This is a genomic window from Acetobacter vaccinii, from assembly GCF_008365315.1.
Taxonomy (GTDB): Bacteria; Pseudomonadota; Alphaproteobacteria; order Acetobacterales; family Acetobacteraceae; genus Acetobacter; species Acetobacter vaccinii.
Genome location: NZ_CP043506.1, coordinates 885,820 through 902,999 on the forward strand (window position 1 = coordinate 885,820; position 17,180 = coordinate 902,999).

The following is a 17,180-nucleotide window of genomic DNA, read 5'->3' on the forward strand; positions in this document are numbered from 1 at the left end:
TTTTTCGTGCTGCGTAACTGGCCGTGTGGCGGACAGGCTCAAGCCTGCCTATTCCCGCCTTCTGGCGACAGACCCACGGCACCTGCACGAAAAACTCCATGCAACAAATTCAGGGCCCACAACGGTGACTATACGCTCCCTCTCCCTCCGCCCGGTCCTGCTGTCGGCAGTTGCCCTCCTGGCTCTGGAAGGCTGTAAACCCAGCAATGCACCCCCCCAGCTTCCGCCCCAGCCTGTTGGTGTTGTCACACTGACACCGCAGGCCGTGGCCGTGCATACCAGCCTGCCAGGCCGAACCGACGCTTTTGAAATCGCCCATGTACGCCCCCAGGTGACAGGCGTGATTGAAAAGCGCCTGTTTGTCGAAGGCTCCGATGTCAACGCAGGCGAGCAGCTCTACCAGATCGACCCCTCACGCTATCAGGCCACTTATGATTCTGCCCGCGGGCAGTTGCTCCAGGCCGAAGCCACCGCCGCCACAGCCAGCGCCAAGGTTGCGCGCTACCGTGTGCTGGTGCGCGACCACGCGGTCAGCAAACAGGATTATGACGACGCCGTAGCCGCCGAAAAGCAGGCCCGCGGGCAGATCCTGACCGCCAAGGGCCAGGTGGAAAGTGCCCAGGTTGACCTGGCCTATACCCGCATGCACGCCCCCATTTCCGGCCGGATCGGCCGTACGTTGATGACGGTAGGTGCGCTTGTCACCTCCAACCAGACCAGTGATCTGGCTGTCATCACCCGGCTGGACCCCATCTATGTGGACGTCAACATGCCTGCCGTCACCCTGCTGCGCCTGCGGCGGGAAGTCGCCAGCGGGCGCATCCACCCCCAGCCTGACGGCAAGGTGCCTGTTGTCCTGACCATGGATGACGGTGCTGCGTATGAGCAGAGCGGGCGCATGGCGCTGTCCGAAGTCAACGTTGACACCAGCACGTCAACCGTTGTTGTCCGCGCCATCATGCCCAACCCGCAAAAGCTGCTGCTGCCTGGCATGTATGTCCACGCCCAGCTTGACGAGGGCACAGACCCGCAGGCCCTGCTGGTCCCGCAGGAAGCTGTCAGCCGCAATACCCATGGTGACCCACAGGTCTGGGTCGTGCAGCCCGACAACACCGCCAACCTGCGCGCAGTCCAGCTTGGACAGGCCATTGGCTCTGGCTGGCTTGTCACCGATGGCCTGAAAGCAGGCGAACGCGTGGTTGTCAGCGGGGTGCAGAAGATCACACCGGGGGCCAAGGTTACCCCGCATGAGGCAAAGCCCCAGCCCGCATCCGACGCCGCAACCCCGGCCAAGAACGGACAGTAACCCCCATGTCGCTCTCGCGTTTCTTCATCAACCGGCCCATCTTTGCCTGGGTCATAAGCCTTATCATCATGCTGGTGGGGGGGCTGTCCATCTTCAAGCTGCCTATCGCGCAGTATCCCAGCATTGCACCACCGCAGATCGCCATTACCGTTACCTATCCCGGTGCTTCGGCCGATACGGTCAACGATACGGTTGTACGCCCGATCCTGCAGCAGATGTTCGGGCTGGACCATCTGGAATACATTGCCTCGCAGTCCTATGCGTCTGGCCAGATGGAAATCGACCTGACCTTCGCCCAGGGTACGAACGTCGATATCGCGCAGGTGCAGGTGCAGAACAAACTGCAGCTTGCCCAGCCCAAACTGCCGACCGAAGTGACCGCCCAGGGGCTGAGCGTTACCAAAGCCGTCAAGAACTTCATGCTGGTGATCGGGTTTATCTCCACCGATGGCAGCATGTCGGGCAGTGACATTGCGGAATATGTGGCCTCCAACATCTCCGACCCGCTCAGCCGCGTGACCGGGGTGGGTGACCACACGCTCTTTGGCTCTGAATATGCCATCCGTATCTGGCTGGACCCGGACAAGCTGTTCCAGTACGGGCTGACCATCAAGGATGTCGAAACCGCCATCCAGACCCAGAACATCCAGGTCTCCTCCGGTGAGCTGGGCGGCCTGCCTGCCAAGAAGGGCATCCACCTTGATGCCACCATTGTTGGCCCGACACGCCTGACATCGCCCGAAGAGTTTGAGAAAATTCTGCTGCGCGTGCAGCCCGATGGGTCGCAGGTCCGTATCCACAATGTCGCCAAGGTCGAACTCGGCCCGCAGAGCTACAACACGGATTCCTTCTATAACAACCAGCCTGCCTCGGGCATGGCGCTCAAGCTCGCCCCCGGTGCCAACCAGCTTTCGACCGAAGCCGCCGTGCGTGACAAAATTCACGAACTGGAACGCTTCTATCCGCCGGGCCTGAAAACCGTTTACCCGCTGGACACGGAACCCTTCATCACCCTGTCGATCGAAGACGTGGTGATTACCCTGCTTGAAGCCATTGCCCTGGTGTTCCTGGTCATGCTGGTGTTCTTGCAGAACTTCCGTGCGACCCTGATCCCGACCATTGCTGTGCCGGTGGTGCTGCTGGGGACGTTCGGGCTGCTGAACGTGCTTGGCTACTCCATCAACACCCTGACCATGCTGGCAATGGTGCTGGCCGTGGGCCTGCTGGTGGATGACGCGATCGTGGTGGTTGAAAACGTCGAACGCGTCATGACCGAGAAGAAACTCTCCCCGGTCGAGGCCGCGCGTGTCTCCATGGACGAAATCTCCGGCGCGCTGATCGGCATTGTGCTGGTTCTGTCGGCGGTGTTCCTGCCCATGGCGGCGTTTTCCGGCTCGGTCGGTGTTATTTACCGCCAGTTCTCCATTACCATTGTTGCGGCCATGTGGCTGTCGGTGCTGGTCGCACTGGTGCTGACACCGGCCCTGTGTGCCACCATGCTCAAACCCGGCACGCATGAAAAAACCACAGGCGCTGCCGGGTGGTTCAACCGTAACTTTGACCGTGTCACCAAAGGGTATCTGCGCGGGGTGGAGTTCCTTATCCACCGTGCGGCCCTGTCCATGCTGGCGTTTGTCCTTATCTCCGGCCTGGCTGTGCTGCTGTTTACCCGCATGCCGGGCGGCTTCCTGCCCGATGAGGATCAGGGGCTGATCTTCGGCCAGATTACCATGCCGCCCAACACGCCCATGGAGGAAACGACACGCCTGAACCGTGAGGTTTCAGACTACATCCTCAAAAGCGAAAGTGGCCTGGTTGAATCGGTTTACGCCATCAACGGCTTCAACTTCGCGGGGCAGGGTCAGAACTCGGCCGCCTTCTTTGTGCGCCTGAAAGACTGGAAACTGCGGCCCAAAGCCTCGCAGACCTCCTCCGCCATTGCCATGCGGATCATGCAGCACTTCTGGTTTGACCCGCGTGCGCAGATCTTTGCCATCAACCCGCCTGCCGTGCTGGAACTGGGCAACGCCACCGGCTTTGACCTGGAACTGGAAGACCGCGGCCACGTAGGCCACCAGAAGCTGCTCGAAGCCCGTAACATGGTGCTGGGCATGGCCAGCCAGGACCCGCGCCTGATGGCTGTCCGCCCCAACGGGATGGAAGATGCAGCCCAGTACCACCTTGATATCGACCGCGAAAAAGCCAACGCGCTTGGCATTACCGTGGACGACATCAACTCCACCATCGAAGGGGCGCTGGGGTCGATCTATATCAACCAGTTCACCCACAACGAACGTGTGAAGCAGGTGTATATTCAGGGCTCGGCCGATGCGCGCATGCTGCCGCAGAACCTGGACAAATGGTACATCCGCACCGCAACCGGCACGATGGCGCCGCTGAACACCTTTATCAACGGGGTGTGGATCAGCGGTCCGCAGAAGGTCGAGAACTACAACGGATATAATTCCTACGAAATTCTCGGCCAGCCTGCGGCGGGTTACAGCTCGGGTGACTCCATCAAGGCCATTATGGCAGTCCTGCAAAAGCTGCCCCAGGGCATTGGCTACGAATGGACCGGCCTGTCGTTTGAGGAAATTTCGTCCGGCTCGTCCACTGGCTCGCTCTATGGTCTTGCGGGCATCGTCATCCTGCTCTGCCTTGCAGCGCTGTATGAAAGCTGGGCTATTCCGCTGGCGGTCATGCTGGTTATCCCCCTGGGTGTGCTGGGGGCGATCGGGGCTACCCTGTGGCGTGACATGAACAACGATGTCTACTTCCAGGTCGGGCTGCTGACCACGGTTGGTCTGGCGGTTAAAAACGCCATTCTTATCGTGGAGTTTGCCAAGGCCGGGTTTGAACAGGGCCACACCCTGCAAGAAGCCGTGCTGACCGCCGCGCGGGAACGCCTGCGCCCGATCCTGATGACATCCATCGCCTTTGTTGTGGGTGTGTTCCCGCTTGCCATTGCCAGCGGCGCTGGCTCGGCCTCGCGCCAGGCCATCGGCACGGCGGTGGTGGGCGGTATGCTGACTGCAACACTGCTGGCTGTGTATTTTGTGCCTGTCTTCTTCGTGCTGGTGCTGCGCCTGTTCAAGGTAACCCGCATGAGCGAACGCGCGCACTCTGCCCCCTCCCTGCCCTCAACCGGAAACGACTGAGATCATGGCCTTCTTTTCCCCCAACCGCCGCCCTGCCCGCCTGCGCGCCACGCTTTTAAGCGTGGCCGCCACACAGGCTCTGGCAGCCTGCACCATGATCCCTACCTACCACCGCCCCAAGCCGCCGCTGGCCCAGAACTGGCCCGCGTATGAAAAGACTGGAGACATCACAACCAACCAGGTTGCTTCAGACATCGGCTGGAAAGACTTTTTCATCGACCCACGATTGCAGGCCCTAATCGCCATTGCCATTCGTGAAAACCGGGACCTGCGCTCTGCCGCCGCCAGCGTGGCCGAGGCACAGGGCCAGTATGATGTCCAGCATGCCGGGCTCTTCCCCGCCATCTCGACCACTGGCAACGCCATGTACATGCAGCCGTCGGAAACGGCGGGGCTTAGCTTTGCCCCAGGGCTTGAGGCAGGCAAAAACCCCGGCACCTTCCGCTTCTATCAGGGCGGGATTGGTTTTTCGTCCTACGAGATCGACCTGTTCGGGCGCATCCGCTCCCTGACACGTCAGTCGGCTGAAAATGCCTTCTCGCAGGTGACCAACGTCCGCAGCGTGCTGATCAGCGTGGTGTCACAGGTCGCCATTGCCTACATCACCTGGCTGGGCGACCGGGACCTGCTGGCCGTGGCCGAACAGACCCTGGCCAGCCAGCAGGAAACCCTGCGCCTGACGCAGAACAAGTTCCGCAATGGTGAGGCCGACATGCTGACCGTGCGGCAGGCCGAAACACAGGTGGAACAAAGTGCCGGGCTGCGCGCCGAAGCAACCCGCAAGGTCGAGCAGGACGAAAACCTGCTGGCCCTGCTGATTGGCGCCCCTCTGCCCGCCACTCTGCCAGCCCCCCTGCCCCTGGGCCAGCAGACGACCCTGGCCGACCTGCCCGCGGGCCTGCCGTCTGACCTGTTGGAAAACAGGCCCGACATTGTCAGCGCGGAACACGCGCTGCTGGCAGCACAGGCCAACATCGGGGCGGCACGGGCCGCATTCTTCCCGCGGATTACGCTGACAGCAACGGACGGGCTTTCCAGCCTCCAGTTCCACAAGCTGTTTACATCCGCCGCCACAACATGGGGGCTTAACCCCTCGCTCCAGATCCCGATCTGGACATGGGGGCAGAACAGCGGGAATCTTGCGGCCTCCAAGGCACAGCGGGACAGCAAGGTCGTCACGTACGAAAAGACCGTGCAGACCGCCTTCCGGGAAGTGGCCGATGCTCTGGCCGCGCGCAAAGCCTATCTGGATGAAAAACGCCAGGCCGATGCGCTGACCGTTTCCGCTGCCGATGCCTACCGCCTTGCAAAACTGCGGTTTGATGCCGGGACAGACTCCTACCTGACCACCCTGGACTCTCAACGGTATTACCTGCAGGCCCAGCAGAACCAGATTACGGTTTCTGTTTCAAAGTATCAGAACCTTGTCACGATTTACCGCAGCCTGGGTGGTGGCTGGAAAGACCACACCCCAGCCCCGACCGGGCAGGCACCAGCCGCAGCACCCACGCCACAGGCTGGCTGAAGCAGTTTTTTCCTGACCGAGCATATGCAAAAGGCCGCGTGTATAACGCGGCCTTTTGTTTTTTAGAGCAGTCTGTTCCGGCCTGCATGGGCAGGCACAAACAGGAAGGACGCTTCCCCACCCGCATCAAAGCGCAGGCATAAGCTCCTTACTTGGGGGCGACTTCCGTCTGGGACAGCCTGAGCATCCACAACCGGGCAATGTCATAGGCGTTGCTGGTTTCAGGCACCAGCGCCAGTGCGGACAGGGACGCAGCCTTCTGCCCCGCCTGCATATAGGCAAGGCCAAGGTGCAGGTTGGCAATGGCGCTATCACGCACGCCCTTGTCCAGTGCCTGACGCATCAGCGCCAGCCCTTTCTGGGTTTCCCCAAAGGTGACGTCATTATAACCGACCAGAAAAAGCTCATCCCCGGTTTTCTGGGCCTGAGCCTGTGCTTCATCGGCAGCACTGCTGGCCTTGCGCTCGGCCACAGTTTTTTCAACCATCGCTTTCAGGCGCGCCTGACGAGGGGCCTCGGGACCCACACCCAGCACACCCTGCTTGTAGCCCTGATCCATCAGATCAAGCGCAAGCTGGGGCAGGCGAAGCTGCATGGCAATTTCTGTCATGTCCATGAAATCAACCGGACGCAGCGTGTCGCCCACGGCCACACGAATACGGTAAACATCCAGTTGCAGCGCGGGCGGCAGGGTCTTGTTGGTCACAAGCCCATGCAGCAGCAGCGCCCAGTATTCCTTTTTGGGGTAATACGTAGCCAGCAGCAGATAGGCATGTGTGGCCTGGGCCGGGTCGTTCAGCGCCGTGGCGCTGGCCGCCATCATCTGCAACTCGGATTCCTGCGGCTTGCGATGGGCCTTGTTATCCGCCGCCACAATGGCTTTTACAGTCTGGATGACGTTGGGATAATCCTTTTGCAGGTAATAGGACTGTACCAGCAGCAGTTGCATCTGCGGGGTTGGCCCAGCCTCGTGCATGTAACGCTGGATACCGGCAATGGCGCGGGGATAGTCCTTGGCACTATAGGCCATGGTCGCCTCGGACAGCAGCATCTGGTGCCGCAGGGCGGGCGGGGTGCGGGGTGATGCAATCAGCTTTTCATAAGCGGACAGGGCCGCAGCCGTATCACCCGACTGGCTGGCCACCGCAGCCTGCATCTGTGCAATGACATAGCTGTCGTAATCGCTCTTGTTCCCCAATGCGCTGGCCGCCTTAACCGCCTGCATGGCCTTGGCATAATCATGCGCGGCCAGAGCAGACTGGGCCTGCTGCAACGTCGCCCCGACATCAGTGCTCAGGGTATCAGCAGCACGGGCGGCAAGAGGCGACAGGCTGGCCAGCGCCACACCAGCGCACAGGGCATACAGGCGAAGACGATATGTCATGATGAGCCTTTCGACGTGAATTTGAATGTAAAAATGCCGCAGCGCGGCAGCATGTCATGCAAGCCATGACGGGCGGACACTCAGGGTCCGCCCACAGTCACACCCAAAGCAGGGTGGAGCAACCTTAACAGGACGTGCTTACTGCACGAACTGTTCCTGCCCTGTGATGCCGAGCTTTGTGACGCCGAGACGCTGTGCGTCGGCCATGACGTGGATGACCGTCTTGTAGCTGGCCAGCCGGTTGGGCTGGATGTGGAACTCGGGGCGGAAGTCCTCAGGCCCCGTGGCAATCTGCCGCAGCCGGGCCTGCAGGTCTTCCTCCGTTGTCACGGGTTCCCCGTTCCAGCTCAGGCTGTTGTCAAAGTCGATCCCAAGCGTCACAACCGGCACCTCAACTGTTGGCGGCGGCGGGTTGCCCTGTGGCAGGTCTATCGCAACGGACTGCGTCTGCAGCGGAATGGTGATGATCAGCATGATCAGAAGCACCAGCATCACGTCAATCAACGGGGTCGTGTTGATATCAACAATGCCTTCGTCTTCCGTCGTGCTCGACGACCCGACATTCATGCCCATGGCCATTTACTCTCTTCTGCGCCTCTGCCCTCCTCGGGCCGGGCGAGAGCACCGGGGGGCAGCGCCCCCACAGGCTCAGTTGTCCTTCGGCTTCTCGGTAATGAAGTCCACGTGGTAGATCCCGGCCTGCTGGCACGCAGCAACAATCCGGCCCACGGTTTCATACTTCACCGCCGCGTCACCCCTGATCTGGATCTGCGGCTGGGGCTTGAGCACAGCCACTTTCTCAAGCTGGCTTTCAAGCTCCTCCTGCCCATGCAGCGCCGTCTGGTTCCACCACACATGCCCGTCCGACGTGACGGCAACAACAATGTTGCTGACCTGTGTCTTGGTCGGCTGGCTCAGGTCCTTGGGCAAGCTCAGCTTGACCGTGTGGGTCGCAACAGGGATCGTGATCAGGAAGATGATCAGCAGCACCAGCATGACATCGACAAGCGGGGTGGTGTTGATGGCGGAGACGACCTCGTCCTCCCCCCCATCACCGCCGCCGACATGCATCCCCATGCGTCAGCCCACCCGGTTGGAGGCGGTCGCCGTCGTGGGGGAGCTGTCAGGACGGACCTGAATATGCTCCACCGCACCATGGCGCACGCCACCGATCAGAATGGACTGCAGGTCGTCCGCAAAGTCGCGCACCTGGTCCATGGCGCCCTTGTTGCGGCGCACCAGCAGGTTGTAGCCCAGCACCGCGGGCACAGCCGTGGCAAGGCCGATGGCGGTCATGATCAGCGATTCACCCACAGGCCCGGCCACCTTGTCGATGGAGGCCTGACCGGCAATGCCGATGGCGGTCAGCGCGTGGTAGATCCCCCAGACCGTGCCGAACAGCCCGATGAAGGGAGAGGTGGAGCCCACGGTACCCAGAAAGGCCAGGCCCTTTTGCAGGCTGTTCTGGATGTTGTTGACCGCGCGCTGGATGGACATGCCCGTCCAGCTATGCAGGTCGATGCTTTCCTGCATCGTGCCTTCGTGGTGCTCGGCAGCCGCAATGCCGGTGTCGGCGATGTAGCGGAAGGGCGAGGTGCTGGACAGGGCGGCCGCCCCTTCCTGAATGCTCTGCTTGGTCCAGAAGCTGCGCACCGCGTCCTTGCCAGCGGCAAACAGGCGAGCCTGCTCGATGAACTTGGTGATCATGATATACCAGGTGCCCAGCGACATCAGCAGCATGATCAGCAGCACGCCACGGGCGATGACATCACCATTGCTCCACAGTGCTCCCAGCCCGTAGGGGTTGGCCTCGGCCTGCGGGGCCGCGGCGGGGGCTGGGGCCTGTTCGGTCGGGTTGGCCACCGGAGCCACGGGGGCGGCCGGGGCTTCAGCCTGCGGGGCGGCGGCCTGCGGCTGGGCCGGGGCTGTCTGTTCCGTGCCCTGGGCCGGGCTGGCCGCGTCCTGCGCCATGGCGGCGGCGGGCAGGCCTGCGCCCAGCAGCGCCGCGAGGGCCAGGGCGGAAAGCGAAGAGCGGGACAGTCTGGTCATCGTATGCGAAATCCTCGTCCTGGAGACCCGCCCGGCGGGCAATGGCGCGTGCGGGGGAAGGGTTGGTGTGGGGGGCATGGGGTGGTCAGTTATCCAGCCGGAAGCGGATGACATAGACCTTGTGCAGTTCCTTGACCGGGGCACCGTTGCGCAGAGCCGGGCGGTAGCGGGCACGGCGGACGTAGTCGAGGGCCGAGGCAGCAAAGGCCTGTCCCCCGCTGACCGAGCGCACGGTGCAGTTGCTGGTCATGCCGGTTGTTTCCACGTCGCAGACCAGAGTGACCCGGCCTTCGATGTTTTCTTCCTCCATTTCTGGCGGATAGACGGGCTGCACGTTGTTGAGCGGGACCGAGCCTGCGGCGGTGTCCGGCACGTTGGGTGCGGGCACAGGTGCGGGCGGGGCCTCGGCGGTCTGGCGCTGGGGTGCCGGGGGTGCCTTGGGCGGTGTGCGCGTGACGTGGCGGATGGGCGGCTTGGGCGGCGGCGGCACCACGATCTTGGGCGGCGGGATGTAGGGCGGTGGCGGCACGGCCATGACCGGCGGCGGGGGCGGCGGTGGAGGCGGCGGCGGAGGTGGGGGCGGTGGAGGCAGAATGCGCGTCTGCAACGGCGGCTTGCGCACAGGCGGGGCCTCACCGCTGCCCATGCCATACATCAGGCCAAGCACACCAAAGACGTGCATAAGAAGAACAGCCAGCAGCACGCCAATACTGACAGCGGCACCAACCCGGAGCGGACGCCCCACTGCATGCTGCTGCTCGCCCTCAATCATTTTTGTACCAGCCTTTCTTCTTCTTCGGGTGGCCAGGAAAGGCCAACCCTGTCACCGCCATTGTACATGGCGCCTGCCCACGGCAAAATCCCACGCGCCATCTCTTAAATGATAATGCGTGGGGTTATCATTTTCCGAGCATGATTGGGCTATCTGACGTGCCAGATGTCAAGAATGTATTCAAAAAATTGAGTTCTGAACCCGCAAGACTGTAACAGGACGGCTGTTGACGCCCTTCTGTTACCAAGAAGAGCGTGATCTTTGTGCCGTGCAAAGGTCTTGCGGGGTCAGGTTCTTAACCGTCCGGGCAGATTTTGTGGGTATGGCGCAAGCCCTGGCACCCACAAAACCCCGGACAGGCCCATTTACTGGGCGTTGGCGCTGGCCTCGGACCGGGTTGCCCCAACACGCATGGCCAGAGCAGCAGCCATAAAGGCATCCAGCCCACCGTCCAGGACGGCGCTCGGGTTGCCAGTTTCCACCCCGGTGCGCAGGTCCTTGACCATCTGGTAAGGGGCCAGCACGTAGGAACGGATCTGGTGCCCCCAGCCGATGTCGGTCTTGGCGGCTTCTGCTTCTGCTGCGGCGGCTTCGCGCTTTTGCAGTTCGGCCTCATACAGGCGGGCGCGCAGCATCTGCATGGCCGTTGCACGGTTACGGTGCTGGGAGCGGTCTGTCTGGCAGGCCACCACGATCCCTGTCGGGACGTGGGTAATACGGATGGCGGAATCCGTCTTGTTAACGTGCTGACCACCCGCACCCGATGCCCGGAAGGTATCGACTTTAAGATCAGCATCGTTGATCTCGATCTCGATCGAGTCATCAATGACCGGATAGACCCAGATAGAGGCAAACGATGTCTGCCGCCGGGCCGCAGCATCAAAGGGTGAAATCCGCACCAGACGGTGCACACCGGCCTCGGTTTTCATCCAGCCATAGGCATTGGGGCCGGAGACAAGGATGGTGGCCGACTTCAGGCCCGCCTGTTCCCCTTCCGAGCTTTCCATCAGCGTGACTTTGTAATTATGCGCTTCCGCCCAGCGGGTGTACATACGCAGCAGCATTTCCGCCCAGTCCTGGGCCTCGGTGCCGCCTGCACCCGCGTTGACTTCAAGATAGCAGTCGTTGCTATCCGCCTCGCCCGACAGCAGGCTTTCGGTTTCGCGGCGCTTGGACTCGGCAGCCATGTCGCGCAGGGTGGCCATGCCATCAGCCACAAGCTCGGCATCACCCTCGGCTTCTGCCAGTTCGATCAGTTCGCAGGTGTCACGCACGTTGGCCTCAAGGGCCAGCACGCCCTCAATCTGGTCGGCCAGCAGCGTGCGTTCACGCATCAGCTTCTGGGCAGCCTCGGCATCATTCCACAGGTCTGGGTCTTCGGCGCGGTTGTTCAGTTCCGCAAGGCGGGCTTCAGCGACATCCCAGTTAAAGATGCCTCCTCAGCAGTGCCACCGACTGCTTGATCTGGTCGTTAAGAGCTTCTGTCTCGGCAGACATGAGGCCTGTTCTCCATCTGGTCTGAAAATTGCTGACTTAAAGCCACGGCTGGGCTCTCAATAAAGGCCGCCCATGCCAATGTCACCCCCGGAAGGCTGCTGGCCGGGCCTGCTGGGTGCATCGGGCGCACCGGGGCCGCCCCCTGTATCCGGGCTGCCTGCTGCCATATCGCTTTCGGAATCAGGCATGTTCTCGGCCCCCGTATCGGCCGCTGTCAGCTCCTGCGAAGCATGAGAGAGGCTGACGCTCTGGCCCGGCACCTGATCAGGCTTGAACGCATCCACCGCCACACCGCGCCCGGTGTCGTAACGCACCAGCGTGACACCTTCGGGCACGGCAAAATCAAGCTTGGGCCTGCCGTCCAGCGCCACTTTCATAACCCGGTTCCAGATCGGGCCTGCGATAGCGCCACCCGTCTCGTTCCTGCCCAGAGAGCGCGGGGTGTCAAACCCGACCCAGACCACCGTCACAAGGTCGGGCGAATAACCGGAGAACCAGGCATCGTTAAAGTTCTGGCTGGTGCCGGTCTTGCCTGCAATGGGGCTGTCGATACCAGTACCCGCACGCTGGCCCGTGCCCCGGCGGATGACGTCCTGCAACATCGTTGTAATCTGGAACGCACTTTGCGGCGTGGCGACAGCGGGCCTGTCATCACGCACTTCTGGCAGTTCGTTCTCGTTCGGAGGGGCGACAGCCTGGGCCACAGGGGCAGCGGGGGCTGGGGCCTTGTCGCCTGCATGGGTGGGGTTGACCGCATCCGCATCAGCCGTGTTGCCCGGCGTGGTCTGGGCCATGGATTCCGGCACCAGGGACAGGCCGGATTCCGAACGCCAGATCACCCGGCCATCACGGTCATGCACATCATCAATCAGGGTCGGTTTGACCCGGTGCCCGCCTGCCGCCAGCGTGGCGTAAGCTCCGGCCTCCTTCAGCACCGTGGTTTCCACCGCCCCCAGAGCAGCAGGCAGCACCAGCGGCATGGAGGACACAAGACCCAGCTTTTCGGCCATGTCGGCAATATTCTTCATGCCCAGATAGGCGGCCAGACGGATGGTGACCAGATTGCGCGATTCCCGCAGCGCATCATGCAGGGTTGTGGGGCCCCAGAAATCTTTTTCGTAATTGTTGGGGTGCCATGTGCCGTATGACACCGGGGAGTCGTCAAACTCCTGCGAGGGCGACAGGCCCTGCTGCATGGCCACCAGATAGACAAACGGCTTGAAGGACGAACCCGGCTGGCGCATGGCCTGCGTTGCCCGGTCGAACTGGGAAGCTTGGAAAGACCACCCCCCCACCAGTGCCAGCACCCGGCCTGTCCGCGCATTCAGCGTAACCACAGCACCTTCCACCTGTGGCACCTGCATAAGCGCCACATGCCCGCCCGTGGCCTGGGGCTCGACCATGACCACATCACCCTCACGCAGGGCGCGCTGGCGTTTGGCCCAGGCAATATCCTTGGTCTGCAAAAGCCCTGTCTGAGCCACACCACCAGCGCCACGGCGCGCCACACCGCCCTCCAGCCAACCGACCTGCCCATGGGCTGCATCCAGCACCACAGCCAGACGCCACTGGTCGATCATGCCCGGCGGGGCAGGTACGGCCACAAGGGCGCGTGTCCATTCGGCTTCGGTAGTGCCGGGGCCAATATCAGGCAGGTGGTGCACAGGCCCCTGCCAGCCCCGATGGGCACGATCATACGCCACCAGCCCCTGCCGCAGGATCATCTGCGCTGAACGCTGCAAGGGCAGGTCCAGACTGGTGTGTACGTCCAACCCACCCTGCATGGTGGTGTCCTGCCCGTAGCGCTCAAGCAGTTCGCGCCGCACTTCCTCGGCAAACCATTCCGAGCCGGGGGCCGGGCCGGGCCGGGTAAAGCTGCGGTTGCCCAGAGGTTCGGCCTCGGCCTCATGCGCGGCTTGGGCAGACAACGCACCGGTATCGACCATGCGTTCGAGCACCCAGTTCCGGCGGCCCATGGCGGCATCGGGAAAGCGCTCTGGGTTATAGTTGGTGGGCGACTTGGGCAATGCCGCCAGAAACGCGGCCTGAGCATCATCCAACTGATCAAGCGGCTTGCCAAAATAGGTCTGCGCCGCAGCACCGATCCCGTAAGCGCCCTCGCCCAGATAGATTTCGTTCAGGTAGATTTCGAGAATTTTTTCCTTGGACAGGACCTGCTCGATCCGCATGGCCAGAAAGGCTTCCTTGGCCTTCCGGCGCATCGAGACCGCATTGCTGCCCAGCAGCATGATACGCGCCACCTGCTGCGTGATGGTGGACGCCCCGATGGGCCTGCGCCCACGCCCACGGGTAAGGTCGGTCAGACCCGCACGGATAATGGCAAAGGGGTCCACCCCCTTATGGGTCCAGAACTTGCGGTCCTCCGCTGCGAAAAACGCGTTCTTCACCCTGTCGGGAATGGCGCTGTAGGGCACGAAGATACGCCGCTCGTTCGCCAGTTCGGCCACAAGCTGGTCATCGCCTGCGTAAACGCGGCTCATCACCGGGGGCTGGTAGGACCGCAGCCCTTCGACTGTCGGCAGGTCAGACACGATTCCCTGATACTGCCCCCACAGGACAATACCCCCGCCGACACTGCCCACAAGCACAACCGCTGCCGCACTGCCCAAAAGGGTGCGCCAGAGCCGGAAACGGGGCCGCACAGGCATGATCCGCCGCGACGGGGCGGAAGCCGGGTCCTGATCAGGGTTGGAAGGAGAAGCCGGGTCACCGGAGGGCGGAATGCGTGTCATACCGGTTTCTTTATCATTCCCGTTTCCTGTCGTCTTCCTCATCGTGCAGATTGCCCGCACAATCGTGGCGGAATTCCGACCAGCCTATACGCGGGCACCATGGAGGCGGGCTGTTTTCAGCCCAGCATGCCGCCCAGAATACGCGCCGTATAATCCACCACCGGCACAACACGACCGTAATTGATCCGGGTGGGGCCAATAACCCCGATTGCCCCCACGATCTTGTTTGCCTCATTCCGCGCCGGAGCCATGACGACGGACATGCCCGTGGTGCCAAACAGCCCACTTTCCGCCCCGATGAAAATACGTACCCCTTCGGACGTTTCAACCAACTCGAGCAGACGCAGCATGGTTTCCTGCGCTTCCAGCCTGTCAAACAGGGTCTGGATGGCCAGCAGGCGCTCCTGCCCGTCCAGGTCAACCAGCAGGCGGGACTGGCCGCGCACGATCAGTGTGCCGCCCCCGCCCTCGCGCCCGGCATCCCAGATGGCCAGCCCGCTTTCCACCACCTCGGCTGTCAGGCTGTCCAGCGTTGCCTTGTCCCCATGCATATCCGCCCCGACCCGCTGCCGCAGGTCCGGCAGGGACGCCCCCATGGCATGGGCGTTCAGGTAATTTGCGGCCTCCACCAAGGCCGAGGGCGGCATGCCCGGCGGGGTTTCTATGACCCTGTTTTCAACACGCCCATCCACACCCACCAGAATGACAAGGGCGCGGCTGCCCCCCAGCGCCACGAATTCGATATGCTTGATGCCGCCCTCCCCCTTGGGGGCCACCACCAGCCCCGCTGCGTCCGACATGCCCGCCAGCAGGGCCGAAGCCTCGGTCAGCGTGTCATGCAGGGAGCGCCCGTGGGCCTCGAGCGAATAGCCGATGGCGCGCTGATCGTCCTCGGACAATGCGCCAAACTGCAACAGGCCATCCACAAACAGCCGCAGCCCTTTTTCCGTCGGCAAGCGCCCGGCCGATGTATGGGGTGAGAACAGAAGCCCGGCCTCGGTCAGCGATGCCATGACATTGCGAATGGTCGCGGGGGACAGGGGCTGGTCCAGCCGCCGGGCCAGTGTGCGCGAGCCTACGGGCTCCCCACTGGCCACGTATTCCTCCACAATTTCACGCAAGATTGTGGCCGAGCGCGGGTCAAGCCCAGGCGGCAGGGCACTTCCGGCAGACAGCAGAGCGTGCTTCATGACAACCGGCTTTCTTTCTCGTGCAGTTCCTCTTTCCCCCTTATAGCGTGTCGTGGCCGGTTTTACTCGCGCCACAAACATTTTATGTGCTGGACACCACCACCCACTGCTGACCCGTCAAGGAGCACCCATGCGCCCTTCAGGCCGTCACCCCAACCAGATGCGCCCGGTTGTTATTGAAACCGGGGTTTCCCACCATGCCGAAGGTTCGGCCCTGATCCGCATTGGCGGCACAGAGGTGCTGTGCACCGCCAGCGTGGACAACCGCGTACCCCCCTTTCTACGTGGCAAGGGGTCGGGCTGGGTGACAGCCGAATACGGCATGCTGCCCCGCGCCACCCATAACCGCGGCACGCGTGAGGCCAGCACGGGCAAGCAATCGGGCCGCACGCAGGAAATCCAGCGTCTGATTGGCCGTTCGCTCCGCGCTGTCACAGACCTGAATGCACTGGGTGAAATCAGCATTACCCTCGACTGTGATGTGCTGAATGCCGATGGCGGCACGCGCTGTGCCTCGGTCACCGGAGCATGGGTGGCGCTGCGGCTGGCCCTTGGCAGGCTGGTGGCCAACCGTGTGCTGTCCCAGGTGCCACTACACGGGCAGGTGGCGGCAGTCTCCTGCGGGCTGACGGAAACCGGGGCCGTGTTGGACCTGGACTACGCGGAAGACAGCGCCGCCGCCGCCGATACCAACTTTGTCCTGACCGCCGACAACCGGATTGTGGAAATACAGGGCACGGCAGAACATGCCCCCTTTACGCAAGAACAGTTCGAAGCCCTGTTCTCCCTGGCCCGCATTGGCGTGAGCGACCTGTTTGCCGCCCAGAATGCCGCCATAACCGCTGCCGAAAGCCACTGACATGACCAACCCCACCCTCGCCCACGGCAGCACCCTGGTGCTGGCCACACACAACGCTGGCAAGCTGGCCGAATTTGCAGCCCTGATGGCCCCGTTTGGCATTACCGTTGTCTCCGCCGGGGCATTGAACCTACCCGAGCCGGAAGAAACCGCCACCACGTTTGAAGGCAACGCCATTATCAAGGCGCAGGCCGCCGCCCGCGCGGCCAACCTGCCTGCCTTGGCGGATGATTCCGGCCTGTGTGTTGCGGCCCTTGGGGGGGCACCGGGCGTTTACTCCGCCCGCTGGGCCGGGCCGGACAAGGACTTTGCCGGTGCCATGGCCCGTATTCACGAAGGCATTGGCACCGACGACCGGGCTGCCTGGTTTACCTGCGTGCTGTGCCTGGCCCTGCCCGATGGCCAGACCTGGTGTTTTGAAGGCCGGGTAGATGGCCAGATCAACTGGCCGCCGCGTGGTACCAATGGCCATGGCTACGACCCGGTGTTCCAACCCGAAGGGGAAACCCGCAGCTTTGCGGAAATGACCGACGAGCAGAAAAACGCCATCAGCCACCGCGCCCGCGCCTTTGCCGCCTTCCGCGCGGCCTGCCTGGCCTGACATCACGTAAAACCTGGGCGGGCTGCCAGCACATACCTCTGGCCCCGCCTGCGGCTAACAGCCCACAAGCTTGCGGGCCTGCCCCC

13 protein-coding genes are annotated in these 17,180 nt (G+C 62.6%); 5 read left to right on the plus strand and 8 right to left on the minus strand.

Annotated elements, in window-relative coordinates:
• Positions 1 to 130: 130 nt before the first annotated feature.
• From FLP30_RS03915 to FLP30_RS03925, 3 genes are read left to right on the plus strand one after another with little or no spacing between them, the layout of a single operon-like run.
• Entirely contained in the window at positions 131 to 1,306 is a 1,176-nt protein-coding gene (locus FLP30_RS03915; RefSeq protein ID WP_408834560.1) for an efflux RND transporter periplasmic adaptor subunit, read from the plus strand.
• Positions 1,307 to 1,311: 5 nt separating this feature from the next.
• Complete coding sequence (locus FLP30_RS03920) at positions 1,312 to 4,464, plus strand: efflux RND transporter permease subunit (protein WP_149278674.1); 3,153 nt, start codon at positions 1,312 to 1,314, stop codon at positions 4,462 to 4,464.
• Positions 4,465 to 4,468: 4 nt separating this feature from the next.
• Entirely contained in the window at positions 4,469 to 5,989 is a 1,521-nt protein-coding gene (locus tag FLP30_RS03925; protein WP_149278675.1) for an efflux transporter outer membrane subunit, read from the plus strand.
• 148 nt (positions 5,990 to 6,137) lie between these two features.
• Here the strand turns inward: FLP30_RS03925 and FLP30_RS03930 are convergent, their stop codons facing one another.
• From FLP30_RS03930 to hrcA, 8 genes are all read right to left on the minus strand, one after another.
• On the minus strand, positions 6,138 to 7,373 hold the full coding sequence (locus FLP30_RS03930) for a hypothetical protein (protein WP_149278676.1): 1,236 nt from the start codon (positions 7,371 to 7,373) through the stop codon (positions 6,138 to 6,140).
• 138 nt (positions 7,374 to 7,511) lie between these two features.
• The gene (locus tag FLP30_RS03935; RefSeq protein WP_149280176.1) at positions 7,512 to 7,946 is read right to left on the minus strand and encodes an ExbD/TolR family protein; all 435 of its coding nucleotides are present in this window, start codon (positions 7,944 to 7,946) and stop codon (positions 7,512 to 7,514) included.
• A gap of 75 nt (positions 7,947 to 8,021) precedes the next feature.
• Positions 8,022 to 8,450, minus strand: coding sequence for an ExbD/TolR family protein (locus tag FLP30_RS03940; RefSeq protein WP_149278507.1), 429 nt, complete (start codon positions 8,448 to 8,450; stop codon positions 8,022 to 8,024).
• 3 nt (positions 8,451 to 8,453) lie between these two features.
• Positions 8,454 to 9,422: a MotA/TolQ/ExbB proton channel family protein gene (locus FLP30_RS03945; protein WP_149278677.1), complete on the minus strand. Its 969-nt coding sequence runs from the start codon at positions 9,420 to 9,422 to the stop codon at positions 8,454 to 8,456.
• 85 nt (positions 9,423 to 9,507) lie between these two features.
• Entirely contained in the window at positions 9,508 to 10,194 is a 687-nt protein-coding gene (locus tag FLP30_RS03950) for an energy transducer TonB (RefSeq protein WP_149278678.1), read from the minus strand.
• A gap of 365 nt (positions 10,195 to 10,559) precedes the next feature.
• Positions 10,560 to 11,691, minus strand: a protein-coding gene (prfB, locus tag FLP30_RS03955) for a peptide chain release factor 2 (RefSeq protein WP_149278679.1) whose coding sequence is annotated in 2 segments (ribosomal slippage) — positions 10,560 to 11,621 and positions 11,623 to 11,691 — 1,131 coding nt in all. Because the reading frame shifts where the segments join, the coding sequence is not laid out codon by codon here.
• A 56-nt stretch (positions 11,692 to 11,747) separates the two neighbouring features.
• A complete protein-coding gene (locus FLP30_RS03960) occupies positions 11,748 to 14,444 on the minus strand; it encodes a penicillin-binding protein 1A (RefSeq protein ID WP_149278680.1) in 2,697 nt (898 codons plus the stop codon).
• Between the two features lie 116 nt (positions 14,445 to 14,560).
• Positions 14,561 to 15,634, minus strand: a complete 1,074-nt coding sequence (hrcA, locus tag FLP30_RS03965; protein WP_149278681.1) for a heat-inducible transcriptional repressor HrcA — start codon at positions 15,632 to 15,634, stop codon at positions 14,561 to 14,563.
• A 130-nt stretch (positions 15,635 to 15,764) separates the two neighbouring features.
• Here hrcA and rph point away from each other — a divergent pair, with 130 nt between their 5' ends.
• Together rph and rdgB are read left to right on the plus strand one after the other, a co-directional pair.
• Positions 15,765 to 16,493, plus strand: a complete 729-nt coding sequence (gene rph / locus FLP30_RS03970) for a ribonuclease PH (RefSeq protein WP_149278682.1) — start codon at positions 15,765 to 15,767, stop codon at positions 16,491 to 16,493.
• Between the two features lies 1 nt (position 16,494).
• Positions 16,495 to 17,094, plus strand: coding sequence for an RdgB/HAM1 family non-canonical purine NTP pyrophosphatase (gene rdgB, locus FLP30_RS03975; RefSeq protein ID WP_149278683.1), 600 nt, complete (start codon positions 16,495 to 16,497; stop codon positions 17,092 to 17,094).
• Positions 17,095 to 17,180: the final 86 nt, after the last annotated feature.

What these genes read in the sequence shown, in the direction of transcription:
- FLP30_RS03920 (WP_149278674.1), top strand. Translation starts at nt 1,312, where the DNA reads ATGTCGCTCTCGCGTTTCTTCATCAACCGGCCCATCTTTGCCTGGGTC.
- FLP30_RS03925 (WP_149278675.1), top strand. Translation starts at nt 4,469, where the DNA reads ATGGCCTTCTTTTCCCCCAACCGCCGCCCTGCCCGCCTGCGCGCCACG.
- FLP30_RS03930 (WP_149278676.1), bottom strand. Translation starts at nt 7,373, where the DNA reads ATGACATATCGTCTTCGCCTGTATGCCCTGTGCGCTGGTGTGGCGCTG.
- FLP30_RS03935 (WP_149280176.1), bottom strand. Translation starts at nt 7,946, where the DNA reads ATGGGCATGAATGTCGGGTCGTCGAGCACGACGGAAGACGAAGGCATT.
- FLP30_RS03940 (WP_149278507.1), bottom strand. Translation starts at nt 8,450, where the DNA reads ATGGGGATGCATGTCGGCGGCGGTGATGGGGGGGAGGACGAGGTCGTC.
- FLP30_RS03945 (WP_149278677.1), bottom strand. Translation starts at nt 9,422, where the DNA reads ATGACCAGACTGTCCCGCTCTTCGCTTTCCGCCCTGGCCCTCGCGGCG.
- FLP30_RS03950 (WP_149278678.1), bottom strand. Translation starts at nt 10,194, where the DNA reads ATGATTGAGGGCGAGCAGCAGCATGCAGTGGGGCGTCCGCTCCGGGTT.
- FLP30_RS03960 (WP_149278680.1), bottom strand. Translation starts at nt 14,444, where the DNA reads ATGACACGCATTCCGCCCTCCGGTGACCCGGCTTCTCCTTCCAACCCT.
- hrcA (WP_149278681.1), bottom strand. Translation starts at nt 15,634, where the DNA reads ATGAAGCACGCTCTGCTGTCTGCCGGAAGTGCCCTGCCGCCTGGGCTT.
- rph (WP_149278682.1), top strand. Translation starts at nt 15,765, where the DNA reads ATGCGCCCTTCAGGCCGTCACCCCAACCAGATGCGCCCGGTTGTTATT.
- rdgB (WP_149278683.1), top strand. Translation starts at nt 16,495, where the DNA reads ATGACCAACCCCACCCTCGCCCACGGCAGCACCCTGGTGCTGGCCACA.